This is a genomic window from Knoellia sinensis KCTC 19936 (assembly GCF_000768705.1).
GTDB lineage: Bacteria > Actinomycetota > Actinomycetes > Actinomycetales > Dermatophilaceae > Knoellia > Knoellia sinensis.
In genome coordinates this window covers 505,133-526,050 of the sequence record NZ_AVPJ01000001.1, presented here as the reverse complement: position 1 = coordinate 526,050, position 20,918 = coordinate 505,133, and the positions used below count along the sequence as shown (strand labels likewise).

Annotated in this window: 19 protein-coding genes and 1 tRNA gene; 15 read left to right on the top strand and 5 right to left on the bottom strand. The window is 69.0% G+C overall.

Going from position 1 to position 20,918, the window contains the following annotated elements:
• Window positions 1-57: 57 nt before the first annotated feature.
• Together N802_RS02460 and N802_RS02455 are read right to left on the bottom strand one after the other, a co-directional pair.
• Window positions 58-855 carry an ABC transporter permease subunit gene (locus tag N802_RS02460; RefSeq protein WP_035911517.1) on the bottom strand — a complete coding sequence of 266 codons (798 nt, stop codon included), beginning with the start codon at window positions 853-855 and terminating at the stop codon, window positions 58-60.
• Entirely contained in the window at window positions 855-1,817 is a 963-nt protein-coding gene (locus N802_RS02455; protein WP_245613796.1) for an ABC transporter ATP-binding protein, read from the bottom strand. The genes N802_RS02460 and N802_RS02455 overlap by 1 nt, the downstream gene beginning before the upstream one ends.
• 157 nt (window positions 1,818-1,974) lie before the next feature.
• Here N802_RS02455 and N802_RS02450 point away from each other — a divergent pair, with 157 nt between their 5' ends.
• On the top strand, window positions 1,975-3,327 hold the full coding sequence (locus N802_RS02450) for a hemolysin family protein (protein WP_035911510.1): 1,353 nt from the start codon (window positions 1,975-1,977) through the stop codon (window positions 3,325-3,327).
• Window positions 3,324-4,361: a hemolysin family protein gene (locus N802_RS02445; protein ID WP_035911507.1), complete on the top strand. Its 1,038-nt coding sequence runs from the start codon at window positions 3,324-3,326 to the stop codon at window positions 4,359-4,361. The genes N802_RS02450 and N802_RS02445 overlap by 4 nt, the downstream gene beginning before the upstream one ends.
• A 138-nt stretch (window positions 4,362-4,499) precedes the next feature.
• On the opposite strand, the gene N802_RS02440 is transcribed toward N802_RS02445, so the two are convergent.
• A tRNA-Arg gene (locus tag N802_RS02440) sits at window positions 4,500-4,574 on the bottom strand.
• A gap of 75 nt (window positions 4,575-4,649) precedes the next feature.
• On the opposite strand from N802_RS02440, the gene N802_RS02435 reads away from it, so the two are divergent.
• The 7 genes from N802_RS02435 to rho all read left to right on the top strand — a co-directional run bounded on the left by N802_RS02435 (window position 4,650) and on the right by rho (window position 13,741).
• Window positions 4,650-5,084 (top strand): response regulator, encoded by a 435-nt coding sequence (locus tag N802_RS02435; protein WP_052109319.1) that lies wholly within the window; start codon window positions 4,650-4,652, stop codon window positions 5,082-5,084.
• 9 nt (window positions 5,085-5,093) lie between these two features.
• Entirely contained in the window at window positions 5,094-6,740 is a 1,647-nt protein-coding gene (gene argS, locus N802_RS02430) for an arginine--tRNA ligase (RefSeq protein ID WP_035911504.1), read from the top strand.
• 11 nt (window positions 6,741-6,751) lie between these two features.
• Entirely contained in the window at window positions 6,752-8,191 is a 1,440-nt protein-coding gene (lysA, locus tag N802_RS02425; RefSeq protein ID WP_035911501.1) for a diaminopimelate decarboxylase, read from the top strand.
• 38 nt (window positions 8,192-8,229) lie between these two features.
• Window positions 8,230-9,558 (top strand): homoserine dehydrogenase, encoded by a 1,329-nt coding sequence (locus N802_RS02420; RefSeq protein WP_035911923.1) that lies wholly within the window; start codon window positions 8,230-8,232, stop codon window positions 9,556-9,558.
• A 1-nt stretch (window position 9,559) separates the two neighbouring features.
• Window positions 9,560-10,648 carry a threonine synthase gene (gene thrC, locus N802_RS02415; RefSeq protein ID WP_035911498.1) on the top strand — a complete coding sequence of 363 codons (1,089 nt, stop codon included), beginning with the start codon at window positions 9,560-9,562 and terminating at the stop codon, window positions 10,646-10,648.
• 2 nt (window positions 10,649-10,650) lie between these two features.
• A complete protein-coding gene (thrB, locus tag N802_RS02410; RefSeq protein WP_035911497.1) occupies window positions 10,651-11,583 on the top strand; it encodes a homoserine kinase in 933 nt (310 codons plus the stop codon).
• 343 nt (window positions 11,584-11,926) lie between these two features.
• Window positions 11,927-13,741, top strand: coding sequence for a transcription termination factor Rho (rho, locus tag N802_RS02405; protein ID WP_084071819.1), 1,815 nt, complete (start codon window positions 11,927-11,929; stop codon window positions 13,739-13,741).
• An 88-nt stretch (window positions 13,742-13,829) separates the two neighbouring features.
• On the opposite strand, the gene N802_RS02400 is transcribed toward rho, so the two are convergent.
• Window positions 13,830-14,315: a GNAT family N-acetyltransferase gene (locus N802_RS02400; protein WP_035911492.1), complete on the bottom strand. Its 486-nt coding sequence runs from the start codon at window positions 14,313-14,315 to the stop codon at window positions 13,830-13,832.
• A gap of 44 nt (window positions 14,316-14,359) precedes the next feature.
• Window positions 14,360-14,872, bottom strand: a complete 513-nt coding sequence (locus N802_RS02395; RefSeq protein ID WP_052109318.1) for an Lrp/AsnC family transcriptional regulator — start codon at window positions 14,870-14,872, stop codon at window positions 14,360-14,362.
• Window positions 14,873-14,983: 111 nt separating this feature from the next.
• Between N802_RS02395 and N802_RS02390 the strand changes: the two genes are divergently transcribed.
• The 6 genes from N802_RS02390 (at window position 14,984) to prmC (ending at window position 20,658) form a co-directional block, all read left to right on the top strand.
• Window positions 14,984-16,177 (top strand): trans-sulfuration enzyme family protein, encoded by a 1,194-nt coding sequence (locus N802_RS02390; protein WP_035911487.1) that lies wholly within the window; start codon window positions 14,984-14,986, stop codon window positions 16,175-16,177.
• 73 nt (window positions 16,178-16,250) lie between these two features.
• Window positions 16,251-16,997: a dienelactone hydrolase family protein gene (locus N802_RS02385; RefSeq protein ID WP_035911917.1), complete on the top strand. Its 747-nt coding sequence runs from the start codon at window positions 16,251-16,253 to the stop codon at window positions 16,995-16,997.
• A 214-nt stretch (window positions 16,998-17,211) separates the two neighbouring features.
• The gene (locus N802_RS02380; protein ID WP_035911483.1) at window positions 17,212-18,147 is read left to right on the top strand and encodes a PDDEXK family nuclease; all 936 of its coding nucleotides are present in this window, start codon (window positions 17,212-17,214) and stop codon (window positions 18,145-18,147) included.
• A gap of 252 nt (window positions 18,148-18,399) precedes the next feature.
• Window positions 18,400-18,615: a 50S ribosomal protein L31 gene (rpmE, locus tag N802_RS02375; protein ID WP_035911479.1), complete on the top strand. Its 216-nt coding sequence runs from the start codon at window positions 18,400-18,402 to the stop codon at window positions 18,613-18,615.
• Window positions 18,616-18,724: 109 nt separating this feature from the next.
• Window positions 18,725-19,807: a peptide chain release factor 1 gene (gene prfA, locus N802_RS02370; RefSeq protein ID WP_035911476.1), complete on the top strand. Its 1,083-nt coding sequence runs from the start codon at window positions 18,725-18,727 to the stop codon at window positions 19,805-19,807.
• Complete coding sequence (gene prmC, locus N802_RS02365) at window positions 19,804-20,658, top strand: peptide chain release factor N(5)-glutamine methyltransferase (protein WP_035911472.1); 855 nt, start codon at window positions 19,804-19,806, stop codon at window positions 20,656-20,658. Before prfA ends, prmC begins: the two co-directional genes overlap by 4 nt.
• Window positions 20,659-20,918 lie beyond the last annotated feature (260 nt).

Genomic DNA, 20,918 nt, shown 5'->3' with positions numbered 1-20,918 from the left:
GAGCCGGTATGCCGGGTGGCTCGCACCCGGCATACCGGCTCGGCTTTCGAGGACGCTCTAGGAGATGTCCTGTCGGGAGGTGCGCCACGTCCCGAAGACACTGAGGGCGACGGCATAGGCACCGAGCACCAGTGCGCCACCCCACCAGGGGAGGAAGTCCACGTCCTGACCTTGCGCGGTCACGCCACTGACCATCGAGTTGGTCGCGTTGCTCGGGAAATAGGGAACGATCTTCGCCGCCCACTCGACGAAAGCGAGCCCGAAGGACAAGAGCGGTTCGATGATCCACGCCACCCCGACCCCGACGAGGATGGCTGCAACCTGGTTCGGAATGAGAATCCCGACTCCGAGACCGATGAGGGCCCACAGGCCGAGGGCTAGCAGGCTCAGTGCCAGAGTCCGCAGGACCTCGGTCGAAGGGAACGGGTCGATGTCCCGGAGCGTCAGGACGATAGCGCCGACCGAGACCGATCCGAGCAAGCTGATGAGTCCGTAGACACCACCGATCCCCAGGAGCGCGATGATCTTGGCCAACATCGCCTGAACCCGTTTGGGCGTCGAGAGCAAGGTCGCAGTGATCGTCTTGTGGCGGTATTCGGAACCGATCTGCATGATGCCCACGGTGAGCAGGAGTAGGTAGCCGACCCCAAGTCCGGCCGTGTAGACCGAGTTGACGACCTGGGTGGCAGTCCCCTCCAGCTGGGGTCCACCGCCTGTGTTGCCGTTCTCGGACGTGAGCGCCCAGCCGAAGAATCCGGCGAAGACCGCGCCCGCGACGAAGATGCCGATGGCCATGCCCCACCAGAGGCGGGTGGTGAAGAACTTGCGGAACTCGGACTTGATGGCGGAGCCCATCACTCGTTCGCCCCTTCCAGGCCGGAGATGGCGTCTGACTCGACCGGGCTCGCGCCGTCGCCGAGGTTGCGGTTGGTGCCTTCGGTGAGCTCGAAGAACAGTGCTTCGAGATCGGCCTTGCGGTCGCGCAGCTCCCAGATGGGCAGGCCTGCGCGCAGGGCCACGTCGCCGACGAGGCGCTTGTCGGTCGTCTCGGCGATGAGTTCGCCGTCGGTGCCGGGGCTGCTCATGACATCCGCGACACGCAGGGCGCCCGCGAGCTGGTCGGGGTTGGACGTGCGCACGATGGTCGACGGGGAACCGTGCAGGTCGGACATCGCGCCTGACTTGACCATGCGGCCGTTGGCGATGATCACGACGTCATCGACCGTCGCTTCCACCTCCTGGAGGAGGTGGCTCGACACGAGGATCGTCTTCCCTTCGTTGCTCAGGTGGCGCAGGAAGCCGCGCAGCCAGCGGATGCCCTCGGGGTCGAGACCGTTCGCCGGCTCGTCGAGGATCAGGACACGTGGGTCACCGAGCAGCGCGGCGGCGAGGCCGAGGCGCTGACGCATCCCCATGGAGTACTCGCCAGCCCGCTTGCGCGCAGCGGCCGGGATGCCGGTGAGTTCGAGGAGCTCATCGACCCTGCTGTCCCGGAGGCCACCGGCGGCGGCGAGCACGCGGAGGTGGTCACGGCCGGTGCGCCCCGGGTGGAAGTTCGTCGCCTCGAGCGCCGACCCGACGACCGAGGACGGGTGGTCGAGGTCGCGGTAGTTCTGCCCATCGATCGTCGCAGAGCCGGACGTCGGGTGGATCAGACCGAGGAGCATGCGCAACGTTGTCGTCTTGCCGGCGCCGTTGGGCCCGAGGAAGCCGGTGATCCGGCCGGGTTCCACGTGGAAGCTCAGCTGGTCGACGGCGGTGAAACTGCCGAAGGTCTTGGTGAGGTCGCGCACCTCGATGCGCGCACCTGTGGTCATGGGCGCTGCCGTCATCTCGGCCCGCCCCCCGCGTCGTGATTCATGGCCATGCCCGTGAGTCTTGCAGCCTCACGTGGCGGGAGGGTCAACCGCACGATGGAACACCTCTCCGCCCGGAGGAGGACATCGCCATCACCGTCCCTAGGATGGACCCACTATGACCGAGTGGTTACTCGTCCTCGCCGGCATCGTGCTGACGCTGGGGACCGCCCTGTTCGTTGCGGCCGAGTTTGCCCTCGTCGCCCTGGATCGACCCACGGTGGAGAAGGCGGTCGAGCGAGGCGACACCAGGGCTCGCTCCGTCCTCACCTCCCTGCGAGCACTCTCGACACAGCTCTCCGCCTCGCAGGTGGGCATCACCCTGACCACCCTCGTCCTGGGCTTCCTCGCCAACCCGTCGATCGGCGCCCTCCTCCGCGGTCCGCTCGAATCCATGGGGCTGGGGGAGTCCGCCGCCTCCCGCATTGCCGGCGTGCTCGCCATGGTGATCGCCACGGTGTTCTCGATGATCGTCGGCGAGATGGTGCCCAAGACCCTCGCGATCTCCACCCCGCTGGCGACCGCAAAGTGGGTGGCCGCACCGGTGCGCTGGTTCGCGCTCGCGTTCAAGCCCATGATCGCGGTGCTCAACGGGGCCGCGAACTCGGCCCTGCGTGCCATGGGTGTCGAGCCCCAGGAGGAGCTCTCGGCCGCGCGCAGCCCCGCCGAGCTCGCGTCCCTGGTGCGCACGTCCGCCGAGGCGGGCACGCTCGACCTCGGGACCGCTCGGCTCGTGACGGCCTCGCTCGGCTTTGGTGTGCAGACGGCTGCCGACGTCATGACCCCGCGCTCGCGGGCCACGGCCATCGACCGCTCGGCATCGGCACGGGACTGCGTCGAGCTCGCGCGCCAGACCGGCCACTCGCGGTTCCCCGTCATCGATGACGACTGGGACGACGTCGACGGCGTGGTCCACGTCAAGAAGGCGATCGCAGTGCCCCACGAACGTCGCGATGACGTTCCGGTCTCGGCCCTCATGACGCCGCCGCTGGTGGTTCCCGAGACGATCCGGCTGGACCCCCTCCTCATTCACCTGCGTGACAGCGGACAGCAGTTCGCGATCGTCGTGGACGAGTACGGCGGGACCTCCGGTGTCGTGACCCTGGAGGACCTCGTCGAGGAGATCGTCGGCGAGGTGTCCGACGAGCACGACCGGAGCCAGACGACCGGCCGCAAGATGTCGGACGGGTCGTGGACGGTGCCGGGACTCTGGCGACCCGACGAGGTGCTCAGACGCACCGGTATCGAGATCCCGGAGGGGCCGGCCTACGAGACCGTCGCCGGCTTCGTCATGGCCGAGCTCGGGCGGGTGCCCGCCGTGGGCGACGTCGTCGAGCTCCCGGGATGGCGCATTGCCGTGATCGACATGGAGGCCCGGCGGGTCGACCGACTGCGCTTCACGCCGCTCCCCAGCGAGAGTGGCCCGCGCCCCGAGCCCGGCAGCGCCTCCGAGGAAGGGGCGCCGGCATGAGCCTCGGCACCATCCTCATCACCATCGTGCTGCTCCTCGCCAACGCGTTCTTCGTGGGGGCCGAGTTCGCCGCGATGTCGGCACGCCGCAGCCAGCTCGAACCCCTCGCAGGGGAAGGCAACAAGAGGGCGCAGGCAGCGCTGCATGCCCTGTCCCGCACCGGGATCCTGCTCGCCACCGCCCAGCTGGGCATCACCGTCTGCTCCGTGCTACTCGGTGCGATCTCGGAGGCTGCGCTGCACCACGCGCTCGTCGGACCGGTCGAGGCCCTCGGTGCGCCCGAGGCCCTCGCCGACGTCCTTGCCCTCGTTCTGGCGCTCCTCATCGTGGTCTTCCTCCACGTCGTCATCGGCGAGATGATCCCCAAGAACATCGCCATCGCCACCCCCGAACGATCTGCCATCGCCCTCGTCCCCGCGCTGGTCGTCGTGTCCCAGGTCGTCAAGCCGATCATCTCGGCGATGGACTGGGTGTCCAAGGTCCTCGTGCGGGCGCTCGGTGTCGATCCCAAGGACGAGCTCGCCTCCGCGTTCACGGCGGAGGAGGTCGCCCAGATCGTCTCCGAATCGCACAGGGAAGGACTCGTCGAGCCGGAGCAGTACGGCCTGCTCGGAGCCGCCCTGGAGTTCAGCGACAAGGACGCGCGCGATGTCGGCGTCCCGATCGATCGCCTCATCTCCGTCGACACGGCCACGACCCCCGACGACATCGAGAGGCTCGTCGCCCGTCACGGCTACTCGCGGTTCCCGGTCGTCGACGCGGGCGGAACGCTGTCGGGCTACCTGCACCTCAAGGACGTCCTGTTCGCCGACGAGGAGGAGCGACTCGAGCCGGTGCCGTCCAAGCGCATCCGCAGGATGGCCAATGTGCGTCCCCATGACGAGGTGGAGTCCGTGCTCGCCACCATGCAGCGGACCGGCTCCCACCTGGCACGAGTCGTGGGCGACGACGGGGACGTGATCGGCGTCGTCTTCCTCGAGGACGTGATCGAAGAACTCGTGGGCGAGGTCACCGACTCGTCCCAGCGCGGCTAGGCCGACTTTGTGCCCGTTTGGGACAGGGCTCGACGCGTACCGCGTCGTCGCGACCTGTCCCAAACGGGCACAAAGTCGGCATGGGCACCAACGACGAAGGCCTGAACGGCGCTCCGCGCTGTTCAGGCCTTCGTTCGTTGGTGCCCCCGGCAGGATTCGAACCTGCGCTCCCGCCTCCGGAGGGCGGTGCTCTATCCCCTGAGCTACGGGGGCCGTTGGGCGCAGAGTCCAAGGGAATCCGCGCCATTCTGGGCTGGCACGGAAGGGTAGCAGCCTAGAGTGCGGTCCATGGAATCAGGGCAAGCAGCGGTCGCCATCGCGCCGCGCCCTCTGGTTCTCGTCTGCGACGACATCGAGTCGATCCGCGAAGTCATCCGGATCAACCTCGAGCTCGAGGGCTTCGACGTGGTCCAGGCAGCCGACGGCCACGAGGCACTCAGCCAGCTCATCAACCCTGCCTCGCGCGTGCCCGACGTCATCGTTCTCGATGCCCACACGCCTCGCCGGGACGGGTGGTGGGCGATCGCGGCGATCCGCGGGCATCCTCGTCTGGCCGAAGTCCCCACGGTGCTCGTCACCGCGTCGATCACGGCCCACGACCGCAGCGAGGCGGCCCTCGCGGGCTTCGACGCCTTCGTCGCCAAGCCGTTCGATCCCATCGAGCTCGTCGATGTCGTCTCACGCCTCGCGGCCGACGGACGGCCTCCTGCTCTCGGCCAATAGACTCCCGGGGTGACTCCCGAAGAACTCTCGTCCGCGATCCGGGCTGCCCTGCTGGATGCCACTGCTGCCGGTGACTTCACCGCTGAGGTGCCTGCCGAGGTCCGGGTGGAGCGACCCAAGAACCGCGACCACGGTGACTGGTCCACGAACATCGCCCTCCAACTGGCCAAGCCGGCCGGTATGCCGCCGCGTGACCTGGCGACCGCCCTCGCCTCCCGCTTGGGCGAGATCGCGGGCATCGCGAAGGTCGACATCGCCGGTCCCGGCTTCCTCAACATCACCCTCGACGCGGCGAGCGCGGGCGAACTCGCGCGGAGCATCGTCGAGAGCGGGACGGCATACGGGAAGAACGACGCGGAAGCCGGCCACACGATCAATCTCGAGTTCATCTCGGCCAACCCCACGGGCCCGCTGCACATCGGTCACACGCGCTGGGCCGCGCTGGGCGACTCGATGCGGCGCCTCCTCACGGCGTCGGGCGCGGACGTCACGGCGGAGTACTACATCAACGACGCCGGTGCGCAGATGGACAAGTTCGCGCAGAGCGTCCTCGCCGCGGCCAAGGGGGAGCCGACGCCCGAGGGCGGCTACCCCGGTGCCTACATCGGCGACCTCGCCAAGACGGTCGTCGAGCAGCGCCCCGACGTCCTCGACCTGCCCGAGGACGAGGCCATCGCGGTGGCGCGCCCGCTCGCCTACCAAGCGCAGCTCGCCGAGATCAAGCAGACGCTCGAGCGCTTCGGGGTCTTCTTCGACGTCTGGTTCTCCGAGGCGGAGCTCCACGACGGTGGTGCCGTGGAGCAGGCCGTCGAGCGGTTGCGCGAGCAGGGCCACGTCTATGACGAGGGCGGCGCGGTGTGGCTGCGCACGACCGACTTCACAGACGACAAGGACCGCGTGCTCATCCGCGCCAACGGCGAGCCGACCTACTTCGCCGCCGACGCTGCCTACTACCTGAGCAAGAAGGACCGCGGCTTCACCGAGAAGATCTATCTCCTCGGTGCCGACCACCACGGCTACATCGGGCGACTCAAGGCGATCTCGTCGGCGGCCGGTGACGACGCCGACGTCAACATCGACGTGCGCATCGGACAGCTCGTGAACCTCAACGGCGCCAAGCTCTCCAAGCGCGCCGGCAACATCATCGAGCTCAACGACCTGCTCGACTGGATCGGCTCCGACGCGGTGCGCTATTCACTGGCTCGCTATCCCGCCGACAGCCCGCTGAGCCTCGACGGTGAGGACCTGCGCAAGCAGAGCAACGACAACCCGGTCTTCTACGTCCAATACGCCCATGCCCGGACGGCCAATGTGTCGCGCCTGGCGGCCGAGGACGGGGTCGTGCGCTCGGAAGGCTTCGACCCCTCCCTGCTCGCCGACCCGACCGAGGCCACCCTGCTGGCAACGCTCGGAGATTTCCCACGGGTGGTCGCCCAGGCCGCGCACCTGCGGGAGCCGCACCGCGTCGCCCGCTACCTCGAGGACCTCGCGGGTCGCTACCACAAGTGGTACGACACCTGCCGCGTGCGGCCGATGAACGTCGAGGAGGAGATCACCGACCTGCACCGCACCCGGCTGTGGCTCAACGACGCCACCCGCCAGGTGCTCGCCAACGGACTCGACCTGCTCGGCGTCAGCGCGCCCGAGCGCATGTGAGGACCTGACCGATGCGTTCCCACGAGGCCGGTGCCCTGCATGCCGAGGGCTACGGCGGACCTCCGCTCTATCTGCCCTATCCCGATGACGTCATGGCGCTGCTTCCGCAGCTCTGGCCGAATTCCGTATGCCGTGACGACCAGGGCCGCCTGCAGGTCGCCGGTCTCGACGTGGTGACCATCGCCCGCGAGTTCGGGACGGCGGCCTACGTCGTCGACGAGGACGACTTCCGTGCCCGTGCGCGTGCCTTCCGCGACGACTTCGCAGGGGCGTTCGACACGGTGTGCGGCGGAGCCGACGTCTACTACGCCGGCAAGGCCTTCCTATGCACGGCAGTCGCGAAATGGGTTGCCGAAGAAGGACTTTCGCTCGACGTCTGCAGCGGTGGCGAGCTCGCGGTGGCTCGCCGCGCGGGTTTCCCGGCGGAGCGGATCGGCTTCCACGGCAACAACAAGTCGCTCGACGAGATCCGCGCTGCCCTCGACTATGGCGTCGGCCGGATCGTCCTCGACTCGTTCGTCGAGATCGACCGGGTCGCCGAGATTGCGGCCGACCTGGGGGTCGTGGCGCCGGTGATGATCCGGGTCACCGTCGGCGTCGAGGCGCACACCCACGAGTTCATCGCCACGGGCCACGAGGACCAGAAGTTCGGTTTCAGCCTCTCTGGCGGGCAGGCCCTCGAGGCGGCCAAGGCGGTCCTCGCACGGGACAGCCTCGACCTTCGTGGTCTGCACTCGCACATCGGCAGCCAGATCTTCGACACCGGCGGCTTCGAGATGAGCGCACGGCGCCTTGTCGGGCTGCACGCGCAGATCGCGAACGAGCTCGGCCACCACAGCCCCGAGATCGACCTCGGCGGCGGCTTCGGCATGGCCTACACGTCCCAGCACACGCCGCTGTCGCCTGCGCTCCTCGGCGAGCAGCTCGCCGACATCGTCGGACGAGAGTTCAAGGCGATCGGTGACGGGGACCTCGCGGAGGTCCCACGGGTGTCCATCGAGCCGGGCCGCGCCATCGTCGGGCCGTCGACGTTCACCCTCTACGAAGTGGGCACGGTCAAGCAGGTCGCCCTCGGTGACAACCATTCGCGTGCCTATGTCTCGGTCGATGGCGGAATGAGCGACAACGTGCGCCCGGCGCTCTACGAAGCCGACTACTCGTGCACCCTGGCCAACCGCGATTCCGAGGCCGCGCCGATGCTGGCGCGCGTGGTCGGGAAGCATTGCGAGAGCGGCGACATCGTCGTCCAGGACGAGTGGCTGCCCGCGGACACCGCACCCGGCGACCTCATCGCCGTGCCCGGCACGGGCGCCTACTGCCGAGCCCTGTCGAGCCAGTACAACCACACGCCCCGACCGCCCGTGCTCGCGGTCCGAGACGGCAAGGCACGGGTCATCGTGCGCCGTGAGACCATCGACGACCTGCTCGCTCTCGACGTCGGGGTGTCGTGATGTCGAGCTCCGTGAAGCCTGAGGAGGAGACCGCCGAGATGGCCTCCAGCACCACTGACCAGCCCGCGCTCAAGGTCGCCATGCTCGGCTGCGGCGTCGTGGGCTCCTCCGTCGCCACGATGCTCGTGGAGAACGCCGACGACCTCGCGGCCCGCGTCGGGGCACGCCTCGACCTCATCGGCATCGCGGTGCGCCGCCCCGAGCGTCCCCGCCCGGACGTCCCGGTGGACCCGGCGCTCTTCACGGCCGATGCCGACACGCTGGTGCGCAGTGCAGACATCGTCATCGAGGTCGTGGGTGGCATCGACCCGGCCCGGGAACTCATCCTCACCGCGATCGAGCACGGGGCCTCGGTCGTGACGGCCAACAAGGCGTTGCTCGCCGAGGACGGGCCGACTCTGTATGCCGCGGCTGCCGATCGCGACGTCGACCTCTACTACGAGGCCGCGGTCGCCGGTGCCATCCCCATCGTCCGTCCGATGCGTGAGTCCCTCGTCGGCGATGACGTCCAGCGCGTGCTCGGCATCGTCAACGGCACCACCAACTTCGTCCTCGACAAGATGGACTCGACCGGGGCCGGGTTCGCGGAGACCGTGGAGCAGGCGCAGGCACTCGGCTATGCCGAGGCCGACCCGACGGCTGACGTCGAGGGCTTCGACGCGGCCGCCAAGGCGGCGATCCTCGCGTCGTTGGCCTTCCACACCCGAGTGTCCAGCGCCGACGTCCACCGCGAGGGCATCACCGAGGTCACGGCTGCCGACGTCCAGGCCGCGCGCGAGATGGACGCCGTCGTCAAACTGCTCGCCATCTGCGAGGTCGTCCGCGACGAGGCCGGAACCCCGAGTGGCGTGAGCGTTCGCGTGCATCCCGCGATGGTGCCGCGCAGCCACCCGTTGGCATCGGTCCGTGATGCCTACAACGCCGTCTTCGTCGAGGCCACGGCGGCTGGCGAGCTCATGTTCTATGGCAAGGGTGCGGGCGGCGACCCGACGTCCTCGGCCGTCCTGGGTGACGTCGTCGCCGTGGCGCGGCACCGACTCGCCGGCGGTCACGGCCCCAGCGAGTCCGCCTATGCCGACCTCCCCGTCGTCGACATGGGACGCGCGATGACCCGCTATCACATCAGCCTTGCGGTGGCAGACCGCCCGGGCGTGCTCGCCCAGGTGGCGTCGGCGTTCGCCGAGCACCAGGTGTCGATCGAGACGGTCCGGCAGCGGGTCCTCGGCGACGGCGACGACTCCCGCGCCTCGCTCGTCATCGTCACCCACCTCGCGTCGGACGCCGCGCTCGCGGCCACCGTCCAGGCGCTGTCCGGTCTCGACACGGTCGACGAAGTCGTCTCGTGGATGCGTGTGGAAGGAGCCTGACGTGGCACACCAGTGGCGCGGAGTGATCCGTGAATATGCGGACCGTCTGCCGATGCTTGCCGACTCCCCGGTCGTGACGCTGCACGAGGGTGGGACGCCCCTCATCCAGGCGGACCACCTGTCCGAGCTCGTGGGGGCCAATGTCCTGGTCAAGTACGAAGGCCTCAACCCGACCGGATCGTTCAAGGACCGCGGGATGACGACCGCGATCTCCCACGCCAAGGGGCGTGGCGCCAAGGCGGTCATCTGCGCGAGCACCGGCAACACCAGTGCCTCGGCCGCGGCCTACGCCACCAAGGCTGGCATGACGTGTGCCGTCCTCGTCCCCGAGGGCAAGATCGCCATGGGCAAGCTGAGCCAGGCGATCGCCCACGGAGCGACCCTGATCCAGGTCGACGGCAACTTCGACGACTGTCTCACCGTGGCTCGCAAACTGGCCGAGGTGCACCCCGTCGAATTGGTGAACTCGGTGAACCCCGCGCGCATCGAAGGCCAGAAGACAGCCGCCTTCGAGATCGTCGACGCACTTGGTGATGCTCCGGACATCCACGTCCTCCCGGTCGGGAACGCCGGCAACATCACCGCCTACTGGCGCGGCTACACCGAGTACGCCTCGGAGTTCAATGGTTTGCCCGCGGTCGCGACGCGCACGCCGCAGATGTGGGGCTTCCAGGCTGCCGGGGCTGCACCGATCGTCCTCGGTCACCCCGTCGACCAGCCCGAGACCATCGCCACCGCCATCCGCATCGGCAATCCCGCGTCGTGGCGTCAGGCCGAGGAGGCCCGGGACCAGTCCGGGGGCCGCATCGAGTCCGTGACCGACGAGCAGATCCTCGCTGCCCACCGGCTCCTGTCCTCGACCGAGGGCATCTTCGTCGAGCCGGGATCGGCCGCCAGCATCGCCGGCCTGATGCAGGCCAGCGACCGCGGCGAGGTGCCACCCGACGCGACCATCGTCTGCACCGTCACGGGTCATGGCCTCAAGGACCCGCAATGGGCCCTGCGCACTGCGGACGGCTCCGACATTGAACCGGTCAAGGTGAGCGCGGAGGCCCGAGCGGTCGCCGAGGTTCTCGGCTTCGAAGGCTGATCGTGGGGGAGTGGCTGCCGGGCGCCAGCGTGTCGATGCAGGTGCCTGCGAGCAGTGCCAACCTCGGCCCCGGGTTCGACTCGATCGGGATCGCGCTCGGCGTGTGGGACCGTTGCCGCGCAACGGTTCTGGATTCACCGGGTCTCGAGATCTCGGTCAGGGGCGAGGGTGCGGGCGCCGTTCCCACCGATCCCTCCCACCTGGTTCACCGCAGCCTCGCGCACGCCTTTGCGGACCTCGGTGAGAGCGCGCCCGACGGGTTGCGCCTCGAGTGCGACAACGCCGTGCCGCACGGCCGTGGGATGGGGTCGTCGGCGTCGGCCATCGTCATGGGGGTCGCCCTCGCTCATGCCCTGTTGGCCGCGCGCGACGGGCGGGAGCCCGGCGACATCGACCTGGGGACGGTGAACGACCTCGCGGCGCGGCTCGAGGGGCACCCGGACAATTCGTCCGCGAGTGTCCACGGGGGAGTGACCCTGTCCTGGTCCGATGACCCGGAGATCGGGACCACCACGCTCAAGCTCTCACCCCACCCCGATGTCGTGCCCGTGGTCTTCACGCCGGACATGCAGTTGTCGACGGCGACCGCGCGCGCCGTCCTCCCGGCACAGGTCCGACTCGCCGACGCGGCGGCCAACTCGGCGCGGGCCGCGCTCCTCATCCAGGCCCTGACGGATGCGCCGGAGTTCCTTCTCGACGGCACGCGCGACTGGCTCCACCAAGAGCCGCGTCGTCCGTCCTACGCAGCATCCATGGCTCTCGTCGACGAACTTCGGGCGGCCGGCCACGCTGCCGTGATCTCGGGTGCCGGACCGTCCGTACTCGTCCTGGCGAGGACCGCGACGGCAGAAGCGGTGGCTGCGGCGGCACGGAACGGGTGGCGGGTCCTGCGCCCCGGCATACCGGATCACGGCGTCAGCGCCACAGCCGGCTGACACCGGAAAACTGACGTGCGCAGGGTCCCACGCGCACGGCGCAAACCGAGGTCGGAGTGTTACTGTGGATGTGCGTCGCAGTTGATGCCGGATGAGCGTTCTGCTCCCCGATGGCTACCGCGCCACGCATCCTCCACCGATGGGCCGGTCGTGCTCTGCCACGCGCCGTGACCGGCAGGCCCCGTGGATCAATCCGCCAGTTCTCTGGCACCCACTTTCGGCCCCGCCCGTACGGGCTCGGGACCACTGACGAGGGGAAGGATCCTTCGTGACAGACACCACCACTCTTGAGGCGTCCTCGGCATCCGGGCAGAGCCCGCGCCGATCTGGTTCGCTGACGGCCATGCGCCTCGCTGAACTCCAGGGACTCGCTTCGAGCATGGGCATCTCCGGCACTGCCAAGATGCGCAAGGGCGACCTCGTCGCGGCCATCAAGTCGCGTCAGAACGGCGAGAGCGGCCCCGCAGCCACGGCGACCGAGGCGCCCAGCCGCCCGCGGCGTGCAGCGTCGTCGGGCCAGGGCGCCCCGAAGGTCGAGACCGCCGAGGCAGTCCCCGCGGACGACGCGAAGTCCCCGCGTGAGGAGCGTTCCGAGCGCCGCGCCGAGCGTGCCGAGAAGGCCACGCCCACCGACGGTGAGGCCGAGGGTCGCGACGACCAGCGCCGCGAATCGGGTGACCAGGGTGAGGCCCGCGAGGACGCACGCGAGCAGCGCGACGGCAAGGAGTCACGCGGTCGCCGCGACAACAACCGTGACAAGCGCGACGGCGAGCGCCGCAGCGACCGGGGCGACCGGGGCGAAGCGCAGGGCGCCGACCAGGACTCACAGTCCCAGCAGGGTGCCCAGGGCGACGATGACGAGGGTGGCCGCAGTGGTCGCCGCCGTCGCAACCGCAACCGCAACCGGGACAAGCGGCGCACTCCCTCCCAGGGCGGCGAGTCGCAGTCCGAGGGCGAACTCCAGATCACCGACGAGGACGTCCTGATCCCCGTCGCGGGCATCCTGGACATCCTCGACAACTACGCGTTCGTCCGGACCTCGGGCTACCTCCCGGGCACCAACGACGTCTACGTCCCGCTCGGCATGGTCAAGCGCCACGGCCTGCGCAAGGGCGACGCCGTCGTCGGTGCGACCAAGGCGCCGCGCGATGGCGAGGAGCTGCAGCAGCAGACCGTCGGGTCGCGCAACAACCGTCAGAAGTACACCCCGCTGGCCCGGCTCGACTCCGTCAACGGGATGACGTCGGACGACGCCCGCAAGCGTGCGGAGTTCGGCAAGCTCACCCCGCTCTACCCGCAGGACCGCCTGCGTCTGGAGACCGAGCCCGGCATCCTGACGACCCGGATCATCGACCTCGTCGCCCCCATCGGCAAGGGTCAGCGCGGTCTCATCGTCGCCCCGGCCAAGGCCGGCAAGACGATGGTCATGCAGGCCATCGCCAACGCGATCACGACGAACAACCCCGAGGTCCACCTCATGGTCGTGCTCGTCGACGAGCGCCCCGAAGAGGTCACCGACATGCAGCGCGCGGTCAAGGGTGAGGTCATCGCCTCGACCTTCGACCGCCCGGCCGAGGACCACACGACGGTTGCCGAGCTGTCGATCGAGCGCGCCAAGCGCCTCGTCGAGATGGGCCACGACGTCGTCGTGCTCCTCGACTCGATCACCAAGCTGGGACGCGCCTACAACCTCGCCGCGCCGGCGAGTGGCCGCATCCTCTCCGGTGGTGTCGACTCCGCCGCGCTCTACCCGCCGAAGAAGTTCTTCGGTGCCGCGCGCAACATCGAGAACGGTGGCTCGCTCACCATCCTCGCGACGGCACTCGTCGAGACCGGCTCGCGCATGGACGAGGTGATCTTCGAGGAGTTCAAGGGCACCGGCAACATGGAGCTCAAGCTCGACCGTGGCCTCTCCAACCGCCGCATCTTTCCTGCGGTCGACGTCAACAACTCGGGCACCCGTCGCGAGGAGATCCTCCTCGCGCCGGAGGAGCTCAAGATCATGTGGAAGCTCCGTCGCGTCCTCGCGGCCCTCGACACCCAGCAGGCTCTGGAGCTGCTGCTCGACCGGCTGCGCAAGACCAAGACGAACTACGAGTTCCTCACGCAGATCCAGCAGACGTCGAGCATCAGGCTCGAGGACGAGGACGACAGCTGATCGTTCGAACCTGAGCACGTCGTGAGGCGGTCTTCCCTCGGGAAGGCCGCCTCACGGCATACGACAAGCCTTTTCGTATGCCGTCCGCTCACGTCACGCTGACCGGCTTCGGTCGGCGCATGGTCGGGAACGCGGCGGCGTCGAACCCGAGGGAGCGATAGAGCGGCGCGCCCTCTGTGGTGGCGGCGAGGTCGATGCGGTCGGCGTCGGTCTCCTCGTCCAGCCAGCGCACCAACTCGGTCATGACCGCGCGGGCCAGTCCCCGTCCGCGCGCGTGGGGGAGCGTGGCGACATTGGAGACGAAGCCCGAGCGGCCGCGGGGCATGCTCGGAGCCGGGATGGTGGCGAGCACCTCGGCAAGGCCACTGGCCACGACTTCACCTCCCTCCTCGACGACGAGGATGCGAGTGTCCTCGGTGCTGATCCGCCGCTCGAACCACGTACGTGCGGCATCCCGCCACTCGGGTGACTCGAGAGCGGCAGGGGGAGTCCCCATGGCCTCGAACATGAGGATCCGAAGGCCCATGAGGGCATCGACGTCGTCGCGGGTGGCCAGACGAAGGTGGGGGTCCATCCGCGGGACGCTAGCCGAGACGGGAGGTCGACCACCGAGCATTTTCACGTGCTGGGCTCGTGGTGCTGCCCGGGGTGGGTGCGGAAGATCAGTGACGTCTGGACGTGCGAGACGCCGGGTCGACTCGACACGTTGTCGAGGACGAAGTCGCGCAGGGCATCCGGCGATTCGGTGCTCACGTGGACGAGGAAGTCGTCGGCACCACTGATGTTGTGGGCGGTCAGCACGCCGGGGAGGGCAGCCATCTCGTCGCCAAAGGCCTCGACCTGGGCGCGGTCATGGCCGGCCAGGCGGATGGCGATGATGGCCTGGAGTGGGCGGCCGAGCTGGCCGGGGTCGACCGCAGCGTGGTAGCCGGTGATGACCCCACGGTCGCGCAGGGAGCGCATCCGGCCGACGCACGTGGACTCGGCGATGCCGACCGCTCGGGCCAGTGCAGCGTTGGACATCCGTGCGTCCGCGACGAGCGCCTTCACGAGGGCTCGGTCGACGGCGTCGAGGGGTGGGGGAGCCGTGGGTGCCGGGCCGGGGGTGAGGGGATGTGGATTCTTCGGCATGGGCCCACCGTACGCAGGAGTATCCGAAGAGTCCTTCGTTCCGACCTCCTTGGGCATCAGGATCCACGGGACTGTTCCGCGGAGCCGTGGATCCTGCGGAGAATCACCACCATGACAACGACGTCTGTTCCTGCTGCCAGTTCCGCCAACGACACCACGGCGGTCCACGCCGGCCGCGAGGATCTGACGGCCCTCGGCCTACACGTGCCGCTCATCGACCTGGCCACGACGTATCCGATGCCGACCATCGAAGCCGGCGGCACGGCATACGACACGATCGCCGCAGGCGAACGACCGGACCACGAGTCGACGTTGGTCTACCAGCGGCTGTGGAACCCGGGAGTGGACCGGTTCGAGCGCGCAGTGGCGGGGCTCGAAGGGGCGGAGTCTGCCGTCGCGTTCGCGAGCGGCATGGCGGCACTGACTGCGGTGCTGCTCGCTTCTGTAGCCGCCGGGCGACCGCATGTCGTCGCGGTCCGGCCCATCTATGGCGGGTCCGACCACCTGCTGGCCACGGGACTCCTGGGGACCGAGGTCACATGGGCGACGGAGGACACCGTCGCGGCCGCGGTCCGCCCGGACACCGGTCTGGTCCTCGTCGAGACGCCGGCCAACCCCTCGCTCGACCTCGTTGACATCGCGGCGATCGTGGCGCAGGCCGGCGACGTGCCCGTGGCCGTGGACAACACCTTCGCCACCCCGGTGCTGCAGCAGCCCGTGGTGCATGGCGCCACACTGGTCCTCCACTCGGCGACGAAGTTCATGGGTGGTCACGGTGACGTGATGGGTGGCGTTGTTGCGGCCGATCACGAGTGGACTGCACGGCTCCGTGGGATCCGAGCCCTGACCGGGGCGGTGCTGCACCCGCTGGCTGCCTATGAACTGCATCGAGGCCTGCAGACGATGCCGGTACGCGTGCGTGCGCAGCAGGCGTCGGCTGGGGTCGTCGCCGCCTGGTTGGCCGAGCGGCCGGAGGTGTCGCGTGTGCACTACGCCGGGCTGCCCGGTGGGGACCCCCGTGGTCTCGTGGGGACGCAGATGGCCGGGCCGGGTGCGCTCGTCGCCTTCCGTCTCACGGGTGGGTATGCCGCAGCGTCGGCTTTCGTGGAGCGGCTCGACCTCGTGACGCACGCCGTGTCGTTGGGCGGCGTCGACAGCCTCATCCAGCACCCGGCGAGCCTCACTCATCGCCTCGTCGACGCCGATGCTCGACCAGACGCGGACCTGTTGCGACTGTCAGTGGGGCTTGAGTCGGTCGATGACGTCATCGCCGACCTCGGGAAGGCGTTCGCCAACCTCCCCTGACCGCTGGTGAGTGCCAGAGGCGTCACCGGTAGCGCCTCTGGCACTCGCTCGCCGTCGTAGGGTCGCGAGCGTGATGATCGACGTCGCCACGCCTGGTGGAATCGCGGAGGCGTGGCTTTCCCGTCCGGCCGACGCTGCCGACGACGCGGTCCTCCCCGGCGTGCTGCTCTTCGTCGACGCGATCGGTGTGCGACCCCGGATCTTCGACATGGCGGGGCGGATTGCCTCGTGGGGCTACACCGTCCTGGCCCCCAATGTCTTCCACCGCGACGGAAATGCTGTCGAGACCTCGCCGACCGAACCCCTCGACACTGACGAGAAGCGCGCGGAGTTCTTCGCGGAGGCGATGCCCCGGGTCCATGCACTGACGCCGGATCTCGCGCTCCCGGACATCGCCGCTTATCTCACGGCGCTCACGTCGCGGCCCGACACGTCGGCACCGCTGGGCGTGGTCGGCTACTGCATGGGCGGTCGACTCGCCGTGCGGGCGGCCTGTGCCCACCCCGACCTCGTGGCCGCGTGCGGTGCTTTCCACACCGGTGGGTTGGCGACCGAGGCAGAGGACAGCCCGCACCTGGGGCTGCCGAACGCCCGCGCCGAGTTCGTCTTCGGGCACGCCGACCAGGACCGGTCGATGGATCCCGCACAGGTGGAGCGCCTTGGCGAGGCCCTGGCCGCCGTAGGGCTGACCGCGACCAACGAGGTCTATGCGGATGCGGCCCACGGCTACACGATGGCCGACACCGCGGTGTACGACGAGGCTGCGACCGAGCGCCACTTCACGGAGTTGCGCGACCTCTTCGACCGCACGTTGGGCTGAGCACCGCACCCTGGGGTGACCGAGTCCCCGCATCTCACTGGGCCAAGGGCGCAACCAGTCGCGCGTCCGGCCCCATGATTCATCGACCATCTCTCGGCTCGTTGCCAATGGTTGGGCCGTGGGATGTCCACAGGCAGGTGGTTGGCGTGGCTTCTGTCCACAGTTGCACTCATCGGGGTTCCGTCCGACTGGGTGACTGCCAGAGGGTCGGGGCATGACGTCAGCTCTCAACCGCGCGGAACGCCACAAACGTGCGTGTGTGCTCGCGGCCGACCGGGGCGGTGTGATGCACCGGGCGGACCTCCGTGCAGCCGGCGTCGACAAGGGCCAGGTGCGGTCGGAGGTGAGGGCAGGGCGCTGGTTCACCCACGGGCGCCACACCATCAGCGTGACCGGCGGAGAGTTGTCTCCGACCGCCAATCTGTGGCGAGCGGTATGGGAGTCGGGGTCGGGTGCGGTGCTCGATGGCGCGGCCGCATTGCAGGCAGTTGGTCTGCGCGGTTTCACGCCACACGTGATCGACGTGTCGCAGCCCCGCAACAACCGTCACCACAAGGTGCCCGGTGTGCGACTGCACCGACGGTCGGTGATGCCCGTCGTTGTCACCGCCGGGGTGCCACGAGCTCGACCAGAGGTGGCGGCGGTGAACGCGGCGCAGTGGTCGCGATCGGACCGGGAAGCAGCATTGGTGCTGTGCCTCGTGGTGCAGCAGAGGCTCACCGCACCCAGTCGGCTGCTCGATGCCTGGCGCCGATCCGGAGTGACTGGCCCACGCCGACGATTCCTCGACGAGGCGGTCCTCGACATCTGCGATGGGACTCAGGCCCTCGGTGAGCTGGACTTCGCCAGGCTGTGCCGGGCAGCTGGGCTCCCTGCACCAGCGCGCCAGGCGGTGCGTGAGGGAGAGGCCGGCAGGATCTATCTGGACGCTCTGTGGGAGGAGATCGGTCTCGTGGTCGAGGTTGACGGAGGGCATCACCAGTGGGCGCTCAATCCTGTTGACGACGCCCTCCGACAGAACGACCTCGTCGTGGGCGGCGACGTGGTGCTGCGGATTCCCCTTCTGGGGCTGAGACTCGAGGCTGACCGCTTCATGGCTCAGGTCGTGGCGGCGCACGCCCATCTGACCGAGCGTCGGCCCGCGGCATGAGTGCCAGAGGCGTCACCGCTGACGCCCTTGGCACTCACGGCAGGCCGGCGACCGCCCGGAGGGAATGGGGGAGGGGGTGGTGCCGTTTAGGTGACTGTGTGCCTGCTCTGGCACACTTGATCGCTGGACCGGTTCACGGCACAGACGCGTTTCCTGAGCACCACCCTTCACGAGTGGATGCAGGCGGGGCGCCAGAGGGCTTGCATCACCGTGATGGGCTCGCCGACCCGGAGACATCCAAGGAGAAGAATCGTGAAGAAGGACATCCACCCGAACTACGCCGAGACCACGGTCACCTGCACCTGTGGCGCGTCGTTCGTCACCCGCAGCACCGCCGAGAGCGGCCAGATCCACGCTGAGGTCTGCAGCCAGTGCCACCCGTTCTACACGGGCAAGCAGAAGATCCTCGACACCGGTGGTCGCGTGGCGCGCTTCCAGGCTCGCTACGGCAAGAAGGCCGACGCCTAGCACTCCCAATGCGCCGACCCGTTGATCCCGAGTGGATCCGGGTCGGCGCATTCGTGTTTGCACGGCCCTGCCCTGACCTTCCCGAGAACTTGCCCTGAGAGGCCACCCGATGTTCGAGTCCGCCGCCGCCCTTGCTGAGGAGCACGCCCAGCTCGAACTCGAGATGGGTGACCCGGCCGTCGCCTCCGACCCGGATCGCCTCCGGGAGATCAACAAGAGGTACGCCGCGCTGGGATCGACCGTGACGGCATACAACGCTTGGCTGTCAGCCACGGACGACCTCGAGGCGGCCCGCGAACTCGCCACCGAGGACCCGAGTTTCGCCGCCGAGGTTCCCGCGCTGGAAGGCGCCGTCACCACAGCAGCGGACCACCTGCGGCGCCTGCTCATCCCACGCGACCCCGACGACGACCGCGACGTCATCGTCGAGGTCAAGGCAGGGGAGGGCGGCGAGGAGTCGGCGCTGTTCGCGGGTGATCTCGTCCGCATGTATCTCCGCTACGCCGAGCAGCGCGGCTGGCGCACCGAGGTCCTCGACTCGACGGAGACCGATCTCGGCGGCTACAAGGACGTCCAGGTGAGCGTCAAGGCCAAGGGCAACCCGCAGCCGGGAGAGGGTCCCTGGGCTCGCCTCAAGTACGAAGGTGGCGTCCACCGCGTCCAGCGCGTCCCCGTCACCGAGACCCAGGGCCGCATCCACACGAGCGCCGCCGGCGTCTGGGTCATGCCCGAGGCCGAGGAGGTCGAGGTCGACATCCACCCGAACGACCTCAAGATCGACGTCTACCGCTCGTCCGGGCCCGGTGGCCAGTCGGTCAACACCACCGACTCGGCTGTCCGCATCACCCATCTCCCGACCGGGACCGTGGTGTCCTGCCAGAACGAGAAGAGCCAGCTCCAGAACAAGGAGTCGGCCATGCGGGTCCTGCGGGCGCGGCTGCACCAACTCGCGGTCGACGAGGCCAACGCCGCCAGCGCCGACATCCGCGCGAGCCAGGTCCGCACGGTCGACCGGAGCGAGCGGATCCGTACCTACAACTTCCCCGAGAACCGGATCAGCGACCACCGCACCGGCTTCAAGGCCTACAACCTCGACACCGTCCTCGGCGGAGAGCTCGACCCGGTCGTGGAGTCGGCCATGGCTGCGGACGAGGCGGCGCGCCTCGCGGCCCTCGGCGAGGGCAGCGCGTGAGCGACCTGCGCGCGGCCGTCCGCGACGCCACGCAGCGCCTCACCGACGCCGGAGTCGCGTCTCCGGCGCACGATGCGGTGGCACTGGCAGCGCATGCCTTGGGCGTCGACTCCAGCGAAGTCCGGCGGCTCATGATCCTCGGTGGTCCCGTCCCCGAGGCGTATGCCGTCCTCGTCGCCGAGCGCGCCTCTCGCGTTCCGCTTCAGCACCTCACGGGCCGGGCGTGGTTCCGCGGGCTCGAGCTCGAGGTGGGGCCCGGCGTTTTCGTGCCGCGACCGGAAACCGAGGTCGTGGCGGGGTGGGCCATCGACGCTGTTCGGGCCTGTGTGGAATCGGGTGTGGACGAGCCCGTGGTCGTGGACCTCTGCACCGGGTCGGGAGCGATCGCGCTGGCCGTCAAGGCCGAGGTGCCGCACGCGCAGGTGCATGCCGTCGAGGTGAGCGACCTCGCCGTGGCCTGGGCTCGGCGCAACCAGGAACGTCTCGCCCTAGATGTCGAGATCGTCCAGGGCGACGCGATCACGTCGCTGGACCTCCGCGATGTCGACGTCGTGGTGTCGAACCCGCCCTACATCCCGACCACGGCCGAACCGATCGACCCCGAAGTGCGTGACCACGATCCACACGTGGCGCTCTACGGCGGCAGTGAGGACGGGCTGGCGATCCCACGGCTCATCGCGGCTCGTGCCGCCGGTCTGCTTCGGGCCGGGGGAGTCCTCGTCATGGAGCATGCCGACAGTCAGGGCGAATCGCTCCCGGCGGCACTCCGTGCCACGGGCTCGTGGTCCCACGTGGAGGACCGGGTCGACCTCAACGGACGGCCACGCGCGACTGTCGCCCTTCGCGGCTGAGGTCCGGACAGCACTGCGGCCCCCTGCCCGAAGGCAGGAGGCCGCAGCGTCGTCAGTCCGGTCAAAGGATGTACATCAGCAAGACGATGATCAGAAGAACACCAACGATCGTCCAGATGAGTCCGGAACCACGCATGCGTTGCACCTCTTTCGTTGGGGGACGAGCGACAGACACTACTGAACGCAAGGGCTTGAACGACGCGTAGCCGCGCCCGACCTGTGGGGGAGCGGCACGTTCGTGGCCCGCGCTCATGGCTGCA